Genomic DNA, 15,286 nt, shown 5'->3' with positions numbered 1-15,286 from the left:
GAACCGAAGATGACTGGAGATACCGACGTGACGACGACAAAGCGCGCCCTCGTGGTGCGAGGCGGATGGGACGGCCATGAGCCGGTGGAGGCGACGGAGCTGTTCCTGCCGTTCCTCAAGGAGAACTTCGCCGAGGTGCGGGTCGAGGAATCGCCCGCGATCTACGCCGACGCCGAGTACATGGACACGGTCGACCTGATCGTGCAGTCGGTGACGATGTCGACGATCGAGCGCGAGGAGTTCGAAGGACTCCGCGCGGCGGTCGAGAAGGGCACCGGCCTCGGCGGTTGGCACGGCGGCATCGCCGACTCGTACCGCAACAACTCCGACTACCTGCACCTGATCGGCGGCCAGTTCGCCTCCCACCCCGGCAAGGCGCCGGACGAGCGGATCGGCGAGCAGTCCGACAACTACCGGCCCTACGTCGTGGCCATGACGGACGCGGCGAAGGACCACCCCATCACGCAGGGCATCTCGGACTTCGAGCTGACCAGTGAGCAGTACTGGGTGCTGCACGACGATTACAACGATGTGCTGGCGACGACGACCCAGGCCGTGCGGCCGTGGGACCCGTGGACCCGTGAGGTCACCAGCCCGGCCATCTGGACCCGGCAGTGGGGCGAGGGCCGCATCTTCGTGACGACGCCCGGCCACCACGTCGACATCCTCCAGAACGAGAACGTCCGCACCATCATCGAGAGGGGGCTCCTGTGGGCCAGCCGCTGACAGTAGGAATCATCGGCGTCGGGAAGATCAGCGAGCAGTACTTCGCGAGCTTCCCGTCGCTGCCCGGCCTCGAGCTCGTGGCCGTCGCCGACATCGACGCCGCCCGCACGGCCGAGGTCGCCGCGGCCCAGGGCGTCCGCGCTCTGACCGTCGACGAGCTGCTCGCCGACCCGACGATCGACGCCATCGTGAACCTCACGATCCCGGCAGCGCACGTCGAGGTCGGCATGCGCGCGCTCTCCGCGGGCAAGCACGTCTTCGCCGAGAAGCCGCTCGGCCTCTCGACCGAGGAGGCCGCCCCGCTGCTCGCGCTCGCCGAGACGACCGGGCTGCGCGTCGGCAGCGCACCCGACACCGTGCTCGGGACAGGAGTCCAGACCGCCCGCGACGCCCTCGACGCCGGCCTCATCGGCGCCCCCGTGGGCGCTCAGGTGCACTGGTCGGCGCCCGGGCACGAGCGCTGGCACCCGTCGCCGCTGTTCTACTACCAGCCCGGCGGCGGCCCCCTGTTCGACATGGGCCCCTACTACCTGACGAGCCTGATCACCCTGTTCGGCCCCATCGTCCGCGTCACCGGGCAGGCGACGCGCTCCGCCCGCGACCGCGTGGTCGAGACGGGCCCCCTCGCAGGAACTGCGATCCCCGTCGACGTCGACACTCATATCGCCGCCCTCATCGAGCACGCCTCCGGCGTCACCTCCACCCTCACCGTGAGCTTCGAGGTGTGGGCGACCCGCTCGCCGCTGTTCGAGGTCTACGGCACCGCCGGCACGATCGCCGTCGCCGACCCCAACCGGTTCTCCGACCCGAGCGAGATCGCGACGAAGGACGAGCCCGAGTTCCGCGAGCTGCCGGTCTCTGCCGGCTACGCCGACGCCGGCCGCGGCTACGGCCTCGCCGACATGGCCCGCGCCATCGAGACCGATCGGCCGCACCGCGCCAGCGGCGAGCTCGCGTTCCACGTGCTGGAGGCGATGGAGGCGATCCTGGTCTCGAGCGACGAGAAGCGCGTGGTCGAGATGTCGAGCACGGTCGAGCGCCCGGCGCCGGTGCCGCTCGGCGCCCGCCCCGAGGACTGGTGAGCGGCCGCTAGGTCGCCGCGCCGGACCGAGACGCGAGCATCAGTACGATGACGACCGTGACGAACAGGACTGCGGCGCTTTCGGCCGCCGACAGCGGCCCCGCCTCGCGGGCCACTCTGTCGGAGGTGGCCGAGCGCGCCGGCGTCTCGATCTCGACGGTGTCGAAGGTGCTCAACGGGCGCGGGGGAGTCTCTCTCGACACCCGCGCCCGTGTCACGGGGATCCTGCGCGACCAGCGCTACAACCGGCGCAACTCGACGCAGGCGGCGGCGCCGCTGCTCGAGCTCGTCTGCCAGGCGCTCGACAGCCCGTGGATGGTCGAGGTCGTCGTCGGCGTCGAGAGCGTCGCGCGCGAGAACGGGCTGAGCGTCGTGGTCACCGGCATGAAGGACCGCGGTGCGGGCGACGCGAGCTGGATCGAGGGGGTCCTGCAGCGCCGGCCGCTCGGCGTCGTGCTCGTCATCGCCGACCTCTCGGACGACAACCGGCACCAGCTCCGCAGCCACAGCATTCCGTTCGTCATCATCGATCCGGAGGGAGACCCTGATCCCGACGTCCCGGCGATCGGCTCGGCGAACTGGATGGGCGGCTTCATGGCGACCCGCCACCTCATCGGGCTCGGCCACCGGGATATCGCGACCATCTCCGGCCCCGACGGCTTCATGGCGTCGACCGCGCGGCTCTCCGGGTACCGGGCGGCACTCGCCGGGGCCGGCATCCCCGAGCACGGCGGCTACGTGCGCGGCGGCGACTTCTCGCTCGAGGTGGGGCTGGCCGAGGGTCTGGTGCTTCTCGGCCGGCCGGACCGCCCGACGGCGATCTTCGCGGCCAGCGACATGCAGGCCCTGGGCGTCTACGAGGCGGCCCGCACGCTCGCGCTCCGGATTCCCGACGACCTCTCGGTCGTCGGCTTCGACGACCTCCACATGACGCGCTTCACCGGCCCGCCGATGACGACGGTGAGGCAGCCGCTCACCGAGATGGCGGAGGAGGCCACGCGCCTCGTGCTCCGCCTGCGCGAGGAGCCGGCGCTCCGCTCGACCCGCCTGGAGCTCGCGACGACGCTCGTCGTGCGCGGCAGCACGGCGCATCCGGCTTCGTCGAGTTGACTGGGGGCATGCCCCGCACCCTCCTCCCCGGCCAGAGCAGCCGAGTGCTGCTCGTCGACCCCGCGACCGGCGACGCCGAGACCGTCTTCGAGAGCGACACCGTGCTCGTCGAGGCGCCGAACTGGGACCCGGATGGACACTCGCTCGTCGTCAACGCCGACGGGCTGCTGTGGAGGCTCGGGCTCGCGGACGGTCGCCTGGAGCCGATCGCGATGGGCGGAGTTCCTGAGATCAACAACGATCACGTCATCGCGTCCGACGGGGCCTCGATCTTCGTCAGCGGGAAGGACGGCCACGTCTACGAGGTGCCCGCCGCCGGCGGGACCGCGCGGCGCGTGACCCGCGAGCACCCGGAGGGCCGCGGCTACAAGAACTACCTGCACGGCGTCTCGCCCGACGGCACGGCACTCTCGGTGGTCGTCGGCGGGAGGCCCACGCCCGAGTCCGCGTTCGACGAGTGGCGCACGAACCTGGCGCTCGTGGCGGTCGCCGACGGTGCGACGACGCTGGTGACCGACGACGAGCACCCTGACGACGGCGCCGAGCTGGCGGGCGGCTGGGTCTGGTTCAACACCGAGCGCTTCGCCGACGAGCCCGGCCACGCCCAGCTCGCGCGCGTCCGCCCCGACGGCTCCGAGCTCGAGCGGGTGGTCGACTCCGACACGGTCGACTGGTTTCCGCACCCGGCGCCCGACGGGTCGTGCCTGGTCTACCTCTCTTACGACGCAGGAACTCGCGGCCACCCCGAGAACCTCCCCGTGGCGATCCGCGCGCTCCCGCTCGTCGGGGGCGACCCCGACGGGCTCGGCGACCGCGAGCTGATCCGCCTCTTCGGCGGCCAGGGCACGCTCAACGTGGCGGGCTGGGCGCCCGACTCGAGCCGCTTCGCCTGCGTCGCCTACCCTCTCGCCGACGCCTGAACCCTCCCGATCGGCGTCTCCGCCGGTCCGCGGACGCGCGTCTCGGCCGATCGAGAGGGTCTGGCCGTGCCCACGAGTGGGCGCGGCGGCGGGCTAGGCGTCTTTGACGTGACCGCCCTTGAGATGGAGGCGGCGCTCGGCGCGGCGAGCCACCGACGAGTCGTGCGTCACGATCACCAGGGTCAGGCCGCGGTCGCGCCACACACCCTCCAGCAGGTCCATGATCTCGTCGCGGGTCGCCTCGTCGAGGGCGCCGGTCGGCTCGTCGGCCAGGAGCACGCTCGGCTCCTTGACCAGCGCGCGGGAGATCGCGACGCGCTGCTGCTGGCCGCCCGAGAGCTCCGACGGCAGGTGGTCGGCGCGCTCGGCGAGCCCGACCGACTCGAGCGCGGCCCTCGACCGTGCCTTCTGCTCGTCGCGGGACAGCGGCGAGCGGGCGAACGCGGTCTGCACGTTCTCGAGCGCCGTGAGCGTCGGGATCAGGTTGAAGCCCTGGAACACGAAGCCGATGTCGGTGGCGCGGATGTCGGCGAGCTTCGAGTCGCCGAGGGTCGAGACGGTCTTGGTGCCGAGCATGATCTCGCCCGACGTGGGCTTGTCGAGGGCGCCGAGCATCTGCAGCAGCGTCGACTTGCCGCCGCCGGTGGGGCCCTGGATCGCGACCATCTGGCCGGTCGGGATCTCGAGGTTCACCTTGCTGAGCGCGGTGACGGTGCGCGTCTTCTGGACGTACGTCTTGGTGACGTCTTTCAGGGAGTACATGGGAGTCCTGTCGTGTCGATGTCGGAGGTAGCGGCTCAGGCCACGCTGCGGAGAGCTTCGGCGGGACGGAGGCGCGAGGCGCGCCATCCGCCGATCGCGCCGGCGAGGAGGCCGCCGATCACGGCGAGGGCGACCGCGATCACGATGATCGAGACGGCGATCGGGGCGTGGAGGCTGACCTCGGTGGCGGTGGAGGCGACCTGGGCGCCGAAGCGGGCGCCGGTGGCGCCGGTTCCTGCGCCCGTGCCTCCCTCGGCTCCGCCCGACGTGCCGCCGGCCGCCCCGCCCGGGGGAGTGCCACCGGCTGCGCCACCGGCTGTCGTCGTCGCGGCGCCGCCCGAGAGGGTCGGCGAGATGACGTTGATCACGATGACTCCGACGATGCCCACGATCACGCCGGCAACGCCGCCGATGAGGCCCTGCACGAACGACTCGCCGGCCACCTGACGCACGATGCGGCCGTTCGACCAGCCGATCGCCTTCAGCGTGCCGAACTCGCGGGTGCGGCGGGTGACGCCCGAGACCGTGAACAGGATCGCGATCAGGAAGGCGGCGGCCAGCACGATGATCGACAGCCAGGTGCCGAGGTTCGAGACCAGGCTGGAAGCCGTCGACAGGGAGCCGGAGACGCTGGACGCCAGGTCGGACTCCGTCGAGACGGTCGCCTTCGGGAGGGTCTTCTCGAGAGCGGTCTTGAGCGTCGAGACGTCGCTGGACGACTCGGCGCTGACGTAGATGGTGCTGACCTTGCCCGAGAGGTCGGCGACCTTCTGGGCGGTGTCGAGGGGCATGTACATGTCGGAGCCGGTGGTCGCCGACGACGAGGTCGACTTGACGATGCCGATCACGGTGAAGGTCGTGGAGCCGATCTTCTTGGTGTCGCCGACCGCGAGGCTCTCGGTCTTGGCGTACGAGCTGTCGACGATCAGGACGTGCTTGCCGGCGTCGGCCGACGTGAAGGTGCGCCCCTTGGTGAGCGAGACGCTCGTGAGGGGGCCCACGGCGTCGGCCGTGACGCTGACGCCCGAGACCGTCGTCTGGTCGAAGCTGAACGAGCCGCCGCCGAAGCCGCCGCCGCCCTGGCCGCCGGTCGGTGCGCCGGTGGCCGTGCCGGTCGGGGCCTGCTGCTGGGCGGTGCCGCCGGTGGTGCCTCCGGTCGTGCCCGACGTGCCCTGCTGCGTCGTGGTGCCCGAGAAGTCGTTGAGCTGGAGCGACAGGGTCGCCGCGGCGCTCTTCACGCCGGTCGTCTTCTCGACCTTCGCGAGGGCGGAGTCGGCGAAGGTGGCCGTGCCCCGCGCAGCACTCAGGCTGGACTGCGACAGCGACGTGCTGTTGCCGCTGGTCGTTCCGCCGCCGGAGCCGAAGGTGAAGGTCGGCCGACCGCCGGTCGACGACGGCGTCTCGGTCTGGCTGATGGTGATGTCGGTGCCGACGCCGTAGACGGACTGGAGCACGGTCGACTGCGCCGCCTTCACCCCGCCTGCGACGGAGTTGACGATGATGACGAGCGCGATGGCCAGGGCCATGCCGGTGGCGATGATCGCCGTCTGCTTGCGCCGGTTGCTCAGCTCCCGGTACAGGTAGGTGAAGAACAAGGGGTACTCCTCGGGGTGGTGGCAAGGTGCTGTGAACATGGCGACAGTACGGACGGCGCATATGGCGGGGTTATCGCGACCTTGTCAAATTCCTATGAAGCAAATCCCTGGCGGGCTCATCAGGTCGTCACAGGCAGCTCATAGAAACCGGCAGATACTTGAGAGCGTGACCACTTCAGCCCCCATCACCGCCCCCGCCGCACCGCGCCTCACCCGCGCCGACGGCTCGCCCCTCCGAGTGCTCGTCGTCGACGACGAGAACAGCCTCACCGACCTGCTCTCCATGGCGCTCCGCTACGAGGGCTGGGAGGTCAAGGCCGCACCGGACGGACAGACCGCTCTGACGCTCGCCCGCGAGTTCAAGCCCGACGCGATCGTCCTCGACGTCATGCTCCCCGACATCGACGGCCTCCAGGTGCTCGGCCGCCTCCGCACCGGCGGCGACGACACCCCCATCCTCTTCCTCACGGCGAAGGACGCCGTCGAGGACCGCGTCACGGGCCTGACCGCGGGCGGCGACGACTACGTCACCAAGCCGTTCAGCCTCGAAGAGGTCGTCGCCCGTCTCCGCGGCCTCATCCGCCGCTCGGCCGCGATGGTCTCCGAGGGCGGCGACTCGCGCATCATCGTGGGCGACCTCGTGCTCGACGAGGAGAGCTACGAGGTGTCGCGCGCCGGTCGCGAGATCGAGCTCACCGCCACCGAGTTCGAGCTGCTGCGCTTCCTCATGCGCAACCCGCGCCGTGTGCTGTCGAAGGCGCAGATCCTCGACCGCGTGTGGTCGTACGACTTCGGCGGCAAGTCCAGCGTCGTCGAGATCTACATCTCGTACCTCCGCAAGAAGATCGACGCGGGCGAAGAGCCCATGATCCACACCGTGCGCGGCGTGGGTTACGTGATCAAGCCCGTCGCATGACGGTCCACCCCGTAGCCGTCGCGCGAGGATGGGCGAAGAGCTTCGGTGGTCCGTTCACGCTCCGCCGGCGCCTCGTGCTGAGCATCGTGGCGATCTCGGCTCTGCTGGCGATCCTGATCGGCGCCCTGAGCGTGGTCGTCCTGCAGCGCGTCCTCTCGGCCCAACTTGACGCGCAGCTCACGTCCGCCGTCGCTCGCGCCTCAGGCCAGGACGGCCGCAACGGCTTCGGCGGGTCGGGTGCCGACACGGGCGGACCCAACCAGGCACCGGGCACCGTGACCATCTACTACTCGGGCAGCGCAGCCTCTGCCACGAGCAGCACGCTCGGTTCCGGTCTCGTGCTCGAGTCCGGACGCGTCGGCACCGTGTCGTCTGCCACGAAGACAGCCCTTTCGAACGTGGCGACCGGCGACAAGAGCGAGGAGATCCAGCTCGGTTCGAGCTACGGCAGCTATCTCGTGCGTGCGGTGCCGGTCACGGTGCAGCTTCCCAGCGGCAGCTTCGTCCAGGCTCGCGTCGTCGTGGGCCTGCCGCGAGACTCCGTCACCGGCCCCGTCGGCAAGCTCATCGCCGGCATCGCGATCATCGCGGCCGCCGGCATCGCCGCCGCGATCTTCTTCGCCATGATCACCGTCAAGTACGCCCTCGGACCGCTGCAGCGCATGGCCGAGACCGCGGCTCGCGTCGCCGAGATGCCGCTCGACCGCGGCGAGGTCGCGCTCGACGCCCGCGTGCCCGAGGAGGACACCGACACCCGCACCGAGGTCGGACGCGTCGGCGCCGCCATGAACCGCATGCTCGGTCACGTCTCGCATGCGCTCACGGCCCGCCAGGAGTCCGAGAACAAGGTGCGGCAGTTCGTCGCCGACGCGTCACACGAGCTCCGCACGCCGCTCGCCTCGGTGCGCGGCTACGCCGAGCTCACCCGCCGCATGGGCAAGGACCTCCCCGAAGACGTGGTCTACGCCATGGGCCGAATCGAATCCGAGTCGGTCCGCATGACGTCGCTGGTCGAGGAGCTCCTGCTGCTGGCCCGCCTCGACGAGGGCACCGACCTCGTCAAGAAGGAGGTCGACCTCACGCGCATCGTCCTGGACGCCGTGCACGACACGCACGTTCAGGCGACGGAGCACCAGTACGACGTCTCGGTGCCCGAGGTGCCGATCACGCTGCTCGGCGACCCGATGCGCCTGCATCAGGTCGTCGCGAACCTCCTGGCCAACGCCCGCACCCACACGCCCGACGGCACCGAGGTGTGGGTCAGCCTGGAGCGCGACGACACGACTCACGAAGCCATCGTCACGGTCTCGGACAACGGTCCGGGGATCGACCCCGCCGTCATGCCGGTGCTGTTCGAGCGGTTCGCCCGGGCCGACAGCTCGCGGTCGCGCAAGGCCGGCTCGACCGGTCTCGGCCTGGCCATCGTCCATGCCGTCGTGCACTCGCACGGGGGCACGGTGACCGCGACGAACGGCGACCCCGGTGCCGTCTTCACGGTGCGGCTGCCGCTCGAGCGCGCACCGCAGGGTCGGCCGGTTCCGCTGCCGGCGCCCGAGCCGGTGCGCTCGTAGCGACCGCCCCGAGTTCCTGCAGACACTGCCTGTGACCGATGCCCGGCGTCTTCGGCGGGAGTTGCAGGAACTCGGGCCGGTCGCCTATAGTGAACGAAGCCCAAGACCGCTGGTTGTCGGTGCCCGCTCGAAAGAGCAAGCGCTGGCCGAAGGTTCTCTCCCGAGAGACGTCCCGCGCAGGTGTTCGAAGCTCAAGCTCCGTGCATTCTGCGCGGAGCTTTTTTCGTGTGAGCACTGGACTCGAGAGAGTCACGAGGGGCTGCCAGCTTTCACACGTTAGGAGCGACATGGCGAACAAGGAAGCTTCGGTCGCCGAGCTCACGGAGTCGTTCCGTAGCTCGACCGCCGTCCTGCTCACCGAGTACCGCGGCCTCACCGTTGCTCAGCTCAAAGCGCTGCGCACCGGTATCCGTGAGGACGCCACCTACGCCGTCGTGAAGAACACGCTCACCAAGATCGCGGCGAACGCTGCGGGGATCTCGTCGTTCGACGAGGAACTCGTCGGCCCGTCCGCGATCGCTTTCGTCCACGGAGACCCTGTCGCCGTGGCCAAGAGCCTGCGTGACTTCGCCAAGGCGAACCCCGAGCTCATCGTGAAGGGCGGTTACTTCGACGGTAACCCTCTGAGCGCAGCCGAGGTCAACCAGCTCGCCGATCTCGAGTCGCGGGAGGTGCTGCTGGGCAAGCTGGCCGGCGCCTTCAAGGCTTCGCTGTTCGGTGCGGCCTACCTGTTCCAGGCTCCGCTGTCGAAGACCGTTCGCACGGTCGAGGCTCTGCGCGCCAAGCAGGAGGACGCCGCGTAAGCGGTCGTCCAGTACTCACCACCCCACACTTTCAGCACTACCAACAAGGAGAAACAAATGGCAAAGCTCAGCCAGGACGAACTGATCGAGGCTTTCAAGGAGCTCACGCTCATCGAGCTCAGCGACTTCGTCAAGAAGTTCGAAGAGGTCTTTGAGGTCACCGCCGCTGCCCCCGTCGCCGCTGCCGGTGCCGCTGGCCCCGCCGCCCCGGCCGAAGAGGTCGAGGAGAAGGACTCGTTCGACGTCGTCCTCGAGGCCGCCGGTGACAAGAAGATCCAGGTCATCAAGGAGGTTCGCGCGCTCACCAGCCTCGGCCTCGGCGAGGCCAAGGCCGTCGTCGACGGTGCCCCCAGCACCGTCCTCGAGGGTGCCAACAAGGAGACCGCCGAGAAGGCCAAGGCTCAGCTCGAGGCCGCCGGCGCCACGATCACCCTCAAGTAGTCTCACCACTGCTGACACGAAAGCCCCGGGCCGAGAGGTCCGGGGCTTTCGCGCTGCCAGCGTCGCCTGCGCCGGGCAGCGCTACTGCTACTGCTACTGCTACTGCTCCTGCTCGGCGAGGCCCAGCTGCACGGCGCGCGCGATCGCCTCGCGGCGGTTCGTCGCCGAGAGCTTGCGGTAGATGCTGCGGACGTGGCTCTTGACCGTGTTCACCGAGATGAAGAGCTCGGCGCCGATCTGGCTGAGGGTCGCGCCGGTCGCCAGGTGCCGCACGATGACCAGCTCGCGCTCGCTGAGCGGGTCGACGAGCACGACGGAGTCCGTCGAGGGGGCGGTGCGGAGGCGCTCCATCATCGCGACGACGATCGCCGGCTGAACGCGCCCGGCGGCGCGGCCGAGCAAGCGCTCCAGCACTTCCGACGGGAGCGTGGCGAACGGCCAGACGACGCCGTTCACGGCCGCCATGAGCAGCGATCGGTCGAAGGCGATGCTCGATGCGACCGCGTTGCCGAGGTCGTCGTGCGCGGTCGCGGCGATCGCGTGGATCTGCACCATCGACCGCATCGAGTGCAGGTCGCCGAGCGCCAGGCACGACTCGAGCGCGTCCAGCGCCTGCTGCGGGTCGCCCAATGTCAACGAGGCGAGTGCGGTGATGCTGGCGGGGCAGTTGACGTGGTGCTGGCCTACCGGGATGTCGGCGAGGGCGTCGTGTGACTGCGATGCCTCGCCCAGCGACCGAAGGGCTTCGGAGCGCAGGATCCGTGTCGCCGAATCGAGCGCCGACGCGCCCGAGAAGTGCGCGAGCAGCCGTGTGACGCGGCCGAGCAGATCGAGCGCCTCGATCGAGGCGCCGTCGTCGTAGCGGGAGAGGGCCTCGACGTACAGCGAGTGCGCCTCCCAGTCGGTGTTGCGGCAGGCGATGCGCAGGTCGCGGAGCAGCGCCTCGTGCGGTTCGGAGCCGCTCTCGCGCTCGATGTGGAGGTGGAAGCGCGTCACCTGCGCGAGCGCGCCGAACGACGAGCGCAGCAGGTCGGTTCCGTCGGCGTGCTGGGCGGCGAGGTCGATCTGGCTGTCGGCGAGGGCGAAGTCGCCGAGCAGGAACGCCACGTAGGCGAGCGCCGAGTGGCACTCGACCCGCTCGGCGGTCGACAGGTGCTCGTTGGCGAGCCCCTCGGCCAGCGACAGCGCGAACAGGGCCTCGTCGAAGGCGCCGGTGTGGATGCGCGCGAGGCCCAGCTGCAGTGAGAAGGAGGCGCTCAGGTCGATGCGGCGGCTGATGTCGAGCGACTCGTCGCTCTCGATCATGGTGCGCGCCGTCTCGAGGTTCTCACGGGAGCGCTCGATGTCGCCCATCGTGCGCATGGTGGCCGCGAAGTGGATCAGGTAGCCGACGCGGACGTCGAGCGGACTGCCCGGATCGGCCCTGATGCTCTTGTCGACGGCGCGGAACCAGGGCAGCGCGGCACTCCGGGACGTCGAGCCGATGGAGCGGTAGCTGGCCGCGAGAGCGAGCAGGATGCGGGCGCGGTCGCTCCACTCCTTCTCGGGAATGCTGCGGATGGCGTCGCGAAGCCGGGCACCCTGGATGGGCGCGATCTGGGGCCACATCGTCTCGATCGTGTCGAGCGCGTTGCGGCCGTCGAGTTGCAGCGCCGTCGAGTTTTCGGGTTCGCCGGTCGTATCGTTTCGGGAGTTCACGGAATACCTCTGCTGCATCGGGTAGTTCCCCGGTCGGGACGGGGAATGCAGCTCGTTGGACGCGATCCGAAGGCGACGATCGTGCTTCGGGCGGATCGTCCTGACGGGAGAGACCTCGATCTGCCCCCTGCTTCGGGCCACTGCCCGACAACATCATAAACTGAGATTTCTTTCCACCGGGAGCTTTTCGCACATCGGCCAGAACTGGGGTCATCGCAGCGGGCGTACTGTGAGCCGGTGAGCAGGATGGATCAGATCGCCTCGGGCGGCGGCATGCGAGGCGGCGGCGGCCGACCGGGCGGCCCCGGGCGGGTATCGGCCGCCGATGCCCGGGCGCAGAAGGCGGCCAACGCGGACGCCCCGAAGATCCCCGACCTGTTCCGGCGGATCCGCAGCCTGTTCCAGCCGCATCGGCGGGCGCTCATCGTGACAGTCGTGCTGGTGCTCGTGTCGGCGGCGATCAGCGTCCTGCCCCCGCTCCTGACCCAGCAGGCCTTCGACAGGGGCCTCTTCCCGGCCGGCGGCCCGAACATCCCCGTGCTCATGCGCCTCGTCGGCGCCATGGTCGGCCTCTGGATCCTGTCGGCCGGTCTCGGCGTCTGGCAGACCTACCTGACGGCCACCGTGGGCAACAAGGTGATGGGTGCGCTCCGCATCCGCCTGTTCGGGCACCTGCAGCGCATGGAGCTCGCGTTCTTCACCCGCACCAAGACGGGGATCATCCAGTCGCGCCTGCAGAACGACGTGGGCGGCGTGGCCAATGTCCTGAGCAACACGGTCTCGAGCATCCTCGGCAACACGGTCACGGTGATCGCGGCGTTCGTGGCGATGCTGCTGCTGTCGTGGCAGATGACCGTCGTGGCCGTGATCCTGCTGCCTGTGCTCGTCGTCGCGCAGCGGCGCGTGGGCCAGGTCCGGGCGCGGATCGCCACTCAGACGCAGGAGTCGCTGTCGGACATGACGGCCATCACGCAGGAGACGCTCAGCGTGTCCGGGATCCTGCTCGCGAAGGCCTTCAATCAGCAGCGCACCGAGGTCGAGCGCTACGCGAACGAGAACCGCACGCAGATCGGCCTGCAGGTGCGGCAGACGATGAGCGGCCAGGGGTTCTTCGCGACCGTGCAGATCTTCCTGTCGATCATCCCCGCCGTGATCTACATCGTCGCCGCCTACCTGATCCAGGGCGGCGTCGACGTGACTGCCGGGACGATCGTCGCGTTCACCACCGTCCAGGCCCGTCTGACGTTCCCGCTCATGGCGCTGCTGCGGGTGGCGCTCGACATCCAGACGTCGAGCGCCCTCTTCGCCCGAATCTTCGAGTACCTCGACCTGACGCCGGCGATCCGCGAGCCTGCTGTGCCCGAGCGGGTCGACCGGTCGCAGCTGGGGCGCGTCGAGTTCGACGACGTCACGTTCGCCTACCCGGACGCCGAGCCCGGAGCCCGGACCCTCGCCGGACTCACGTTCGATATCGAGCCGGGCCAGTTCGCCGCCTTCGTCGGCCCTTCCGGCGCCGGCAAGACCACGGTCTCGTATCTGATCCCGCGGTTCTACGAGGCGTCCGGGGGCAGCGTGCGCTTCGCCGGAGTCGACGTGCGCGACCTCGGCCAGGACGACCTCGTCTCGAACATCGGCATCGTCAGCCAGGAGACCTACCTCTTCCACGCCACGATCGCCGAGAACCTCCGCTACGCGCGGCCGGGCGCCTCTCAGGAGCAGCTCGAGGACGCAGCGCGCCAGGCGAACATCCACGAGACGATCGCCTCCTTCCCCGAGGGGTACGAGACGCTCGTGGGGGAGCGCGGCTACCGGCTCTCGGGCGGCGAGAAGCAGCGGCTGGCCATCGCGCGCGTGCTCCTGAAAGACCCCGCAGTGCTGGTGCTCGACGAGGCGACCAGCGCGCTCGACTCGGTGTCGGAGCGCATCGTGCAGGCGGCGCTCGACAACGCCTCACGCGGGCGCACCACGATCTCGATAGCGCACCGCCTGTCGACCGTCCGCGCGGCCGACGTGATCTTCGTCGTCCGGGCCGGCCGCATCGTCGAACGGGGTACGCACGACGAGCTGGTCGCTCTCGGAGGCCTGTACACAGAGCTCTACGAGCAGCAGGCGAACGTCCCGCTCTGACCTTCGGGACGCAGGGTGTCCTCCGTGGTGCCGAGAGCCGTTCGCGGTGACCGCACGATGCCGAAGTCGCGTCGATCGAGGACGCGCCGAAGCCCGCGATTCGTCCGTCGGCGTAACAGCCCCCTGCCGTCAGGCACCCCTCGGTAGACTCGAGAGGTGAAGTACGCGGACTCCGTCATCGACCTCGTCGGCAACACCCCGCTCGTGAAGCTCAACCGGCTGACAGAGGGCATCAGCGCCACCGTGCTCGTCAAGGTCGAGTACCTGAACCCGGGCGGATCGTCGAAAGACCGCATCGCGACGCGCATCATCGACGCCGCCGAGCGCGACGGGCTGCTGAAGCCCGGGGGCACCATCGTCGAGCCGACCAGCGGCAACACCGGCGTGGGGCTCGCCCTGGTCGCCCAGCAGCGCGGCTACCGCTGCGTCTTCGTGCTGCCCGACAAGGTCGGCGAAGACAAGCGCAACGTGCTCACCGCCTACGGTGCCGAGATCATCGTCACGCCGACCGCAGTCGCTCCCGACAGCCCCGAGTCGTACTACAGCGTCTCCGACCGCCTTGTGAGCGAGATCCCCGGCGCCTTCAAGCCGAACCAGTACGAGAACCCGAACGGCCCGCTCAGCCACTACGAGACCACCGGCCCCGAGATCTGGCGCGACACCGACGGGCGCATCACGCACTTCGTCGCCGGAGTCGGCACCGGCGGCACGATCAGCGGCACCGGTCGCTTCCTGAAGGAGGCCTCCGAGGGTGCCATCACCATCGTCGGCGCAGACCCCGAGGGCAGCGTCTACTCAGGCGGCACCGGTCGCCCCTACCTGGTCGAGGGAGTGGGCGAGGACTTCTGGCCCGGCGCCTACGACGGCTCCGTCGTCGACCGGATCATCGCCGTGTCGGACGCCCGGTCGTTCGACATCACGCGCCGTCTCGCCCGCGAAGAGGGGCTGCTGGTCGGAGGATCGAGCGGCATGGCCGTCGCCGCCGCCCTCGACGTGGCCCGCGAGCTCGGACCCGACGACATCGTGGTCGTGCTGCTGCCCGACTCGGGCCGCGGCTACCTCGGCAAGATCTTCAACGACCGCTGGATGCGCTCGTACGGCTTCAGCGAAGAGAGCGACGAGACCACCGTCTCGGACCTCATCGCCTCGAAGAGCGGCGAGCTGCCCGACCTCGTGCACGCCCACCCGTCCGATACCGTCCGTGACGTCGTCCAGATCATGTCGAAGTACGGTGTGTCGCAGATGCCGGTGCTGTCGGCCGAGCCGCCGGTCGTCATCGGCGAGGTCGTCGGCGCCGTCGAGGAGCGCGCGCTCCTGGAGCAGGTCTTCTCGGGCCAGGCCCAGATGACCGACCCGGTCGCCACGTTCATCGGGCCGCCGCTCGCCCTGATCGGCCTCAACGAGTCGGTCTCGGTCGCGCGGCGCGCGCTCGAGAAGAACGACGCCCTGCTCGTGACGACGGACGGCAAGCCGGCCGCGGTCGTGACGCGTCACGACCTCCTCGCCTTCCTGTCCGAATAATCCCTGTTCCTGCTC

At 69.8% G+C, this 15,286-nt stretch carries 13 protein-coding genes; 10 read left to right on the top strand and 3 right to left on the bottom strand.

Translation table 11 applies throughout. The features are described 5' to 3' along the window. Positions 1–9: 9 nt before the first annotated feature. The 4 genes from AC3CBB_RS10060 to AC3CBB_RS10045 are packed head-to-tail and all read left to right on the top strand — an operon-like array spanning position 10 to position 3,837. A complete protein-coding gene (locus tag AC3CBB_RS10060) occupies positions 10–726 on the top strand; it encodes a ThuA domain-containing protein (RefSeq protein WP_488624472.1) in 717 nt (238 codons plus the stop codon). After that, positions 711–1,808, top strand: a complete 1,098-nt coding sequence (locus tag AC3CBB_RS10055) for a Gfo/Idh/MocA family protein (RefSeq protein ID WP_488624471.1) — start codon at positions 711–713, stop codon at positions 1,806–1,808. The genes AC3CBB_RS10060 and AC3CBB_RS10055 overlap by 16 nt, the downstream gene beginning before the upstream one ends. A 47-nt stretch (positions 1,809–1,855) precedes the next feature. Next, positions 1,856–2,917, top strand: coding sequence for a LacI family DNA-binding transcriptional regulator (locus AC3CBB_RS10050; protein WP_488624470.1), 1,062 nt, complete (start codon positions 1,856–1,858; stop codon positions 2,915–2,917). A gap of 8 nt (positions 2,918–2,925) precedes the next feature. Beyond that, positions 2,926–3,837 (top strand): TolB family protein, encoded by a 912-nt coding sequence (locus tag AC3CBB_RS10045; RefSeq protein ID WP_488624469.1) that lies wholly within the window; start codon positions 2,926–2,928, stop codon positions 3,835–3,837. Positions 3,838–3,930: 93 nt separating this feature from the next. On the opposite strand, the gene AC3CBB_RS10040 is transcribed toward AC3CBB_RS10045, so the two are convergent. Then, a complete protein-coding gene (locus AC3CBB_RS10040; RefSeq protein WP_488624468.1) occupies positions 3,931–4,599 on the bottom strand; it encodes an ABC transporter ATP-binding protein in 669 nt (222 codons plus the stop codon). A gap of 35 nt (positions 4,600–4,634) precedes the next feature. After that, on the bottom strand, positions 4,635–6,233 hold the full coding sequence (locus AC3CBB_RS10035) for an ABC transporter permease (RefSeq protein ID WP_488624467.1): 1,599 nt from the start codon (positions 6,231–6,233) through the stop codon (positions 4,635–4,637). Positions 6,234–6,348: 115 nt separating this feature from the next. On the opposite strand from AC3CBB_RS10035, the gene AC3CBB_RS10030 reads away from it, so the two are divergent. The 4 genes from AC3CBB_RS10030 (at position 6,349) to rplL (ending at position 9,925) form a co-directional block, all read left to right on the top strand. Beyond that, the gene (locus AC3CBB_RS10030) at positions 6,349–7,110 is read left to right on the top strand and encodes a response regulator transcription factor (protein ID WP_255410980.1); all 762 of its coding nucleotides are present in this window, start codon (positions 6,349–6,351) and stop codon (positions 7,108–7,110) included. Continuing rightward, positions 7,107–8,681, top strand: coding sequence for a sensor histidine kinase (locus tag AC3CBB_RS10025; RefSeq protein ID WP_123507429.1), 1,575 nt, complete (start codon positions 7,107–7,109; stop codon positions 8,679–8,681). The genes AC3CBB_RS10030 and AC3CBB_RS10025 overlap by 4 nt, the downstream gene beginning before the upstream one ends. Before the next feature lie 287 nt (positions 8,682–8,968). Continuing rightward, positions 8,969–9,484, top strand: coding sequence for a 50S ribosomal protein L10 (gene rplJ / locus AC3CBB_RS10020; protein ID WP_123507427.1), 516 nt, complete (start codon positions 8,969–8,971; stop codon positions 9,482–9,484). Between the two features lie 57 nt (positions 9,485–9,541). Then, entirely contained in the window at positions 9,542–9,925 is a 384-nt protein-coding gene (gene rplL / locus AC3CBB_RS10015) for a 50S ribosomal protein L7/L12 (protein ID WP_123507426.1), read from the top strand. A gap of 99 nt (positions 9,926–10,024) precedes the next feature. Here the strand turns inward: rplL and AC3CBB_RS10010 are convergent, their stop codons facing one another. Further along, the gene (locus tag AC3CBB_RS10010; RefSeq protein WP_488624466.1) at positions 10,025–11,623 is read right to left on the bottom strand and encodes a helix-turn-helix transcriptional regulator; all 1,599 of its coding nucleotides are present in this window, start codon (positions 11,621–11,623) and stop codon (positions 10,025–10,027) included. Between the two features lie 246 nt (positions 11,624–11,869). On the opposite strand from AC3CBB_RS10010, the gene AC3CBB_RS10005 reads away from it, so the two are divergent. Both AC3CBB_RS10005 and AC3CBB_RS10000 read left to right on the top strand, forming a co-directional pair. Next, entirely contained in the window at positions 11,870–13,750 is a 1,881-nt protein-coding gene (locus AC3CBB_RS10005) for an ABC transporter ATP-binding protein (RefSeq protein WP_488626734.1), read from the top strand. A gap of 156 nt (positions 13,751–13,906) precedes the next feature. After that, a complete protein-coding gene (locus AC3CBB_RS10000) occupies positions 13,907–15,271 on the top strand; it encodes a cystathionine beta-synthase (RefSeq protein WP_123507422.1) in 1,365 nt (454 codons plus the stop codon). Positions 15,272–15,286 lie beyond the last annotated feature (15 nt).

Source organism: Frondihabitans sp. OV104 (genome assembly GCF_057787745.1).
The sequence above is the reverse complement of the archived record's forward strand: the minus strand, read 5'-3'. Positions and strand labels throughout refer to the sequence as shown.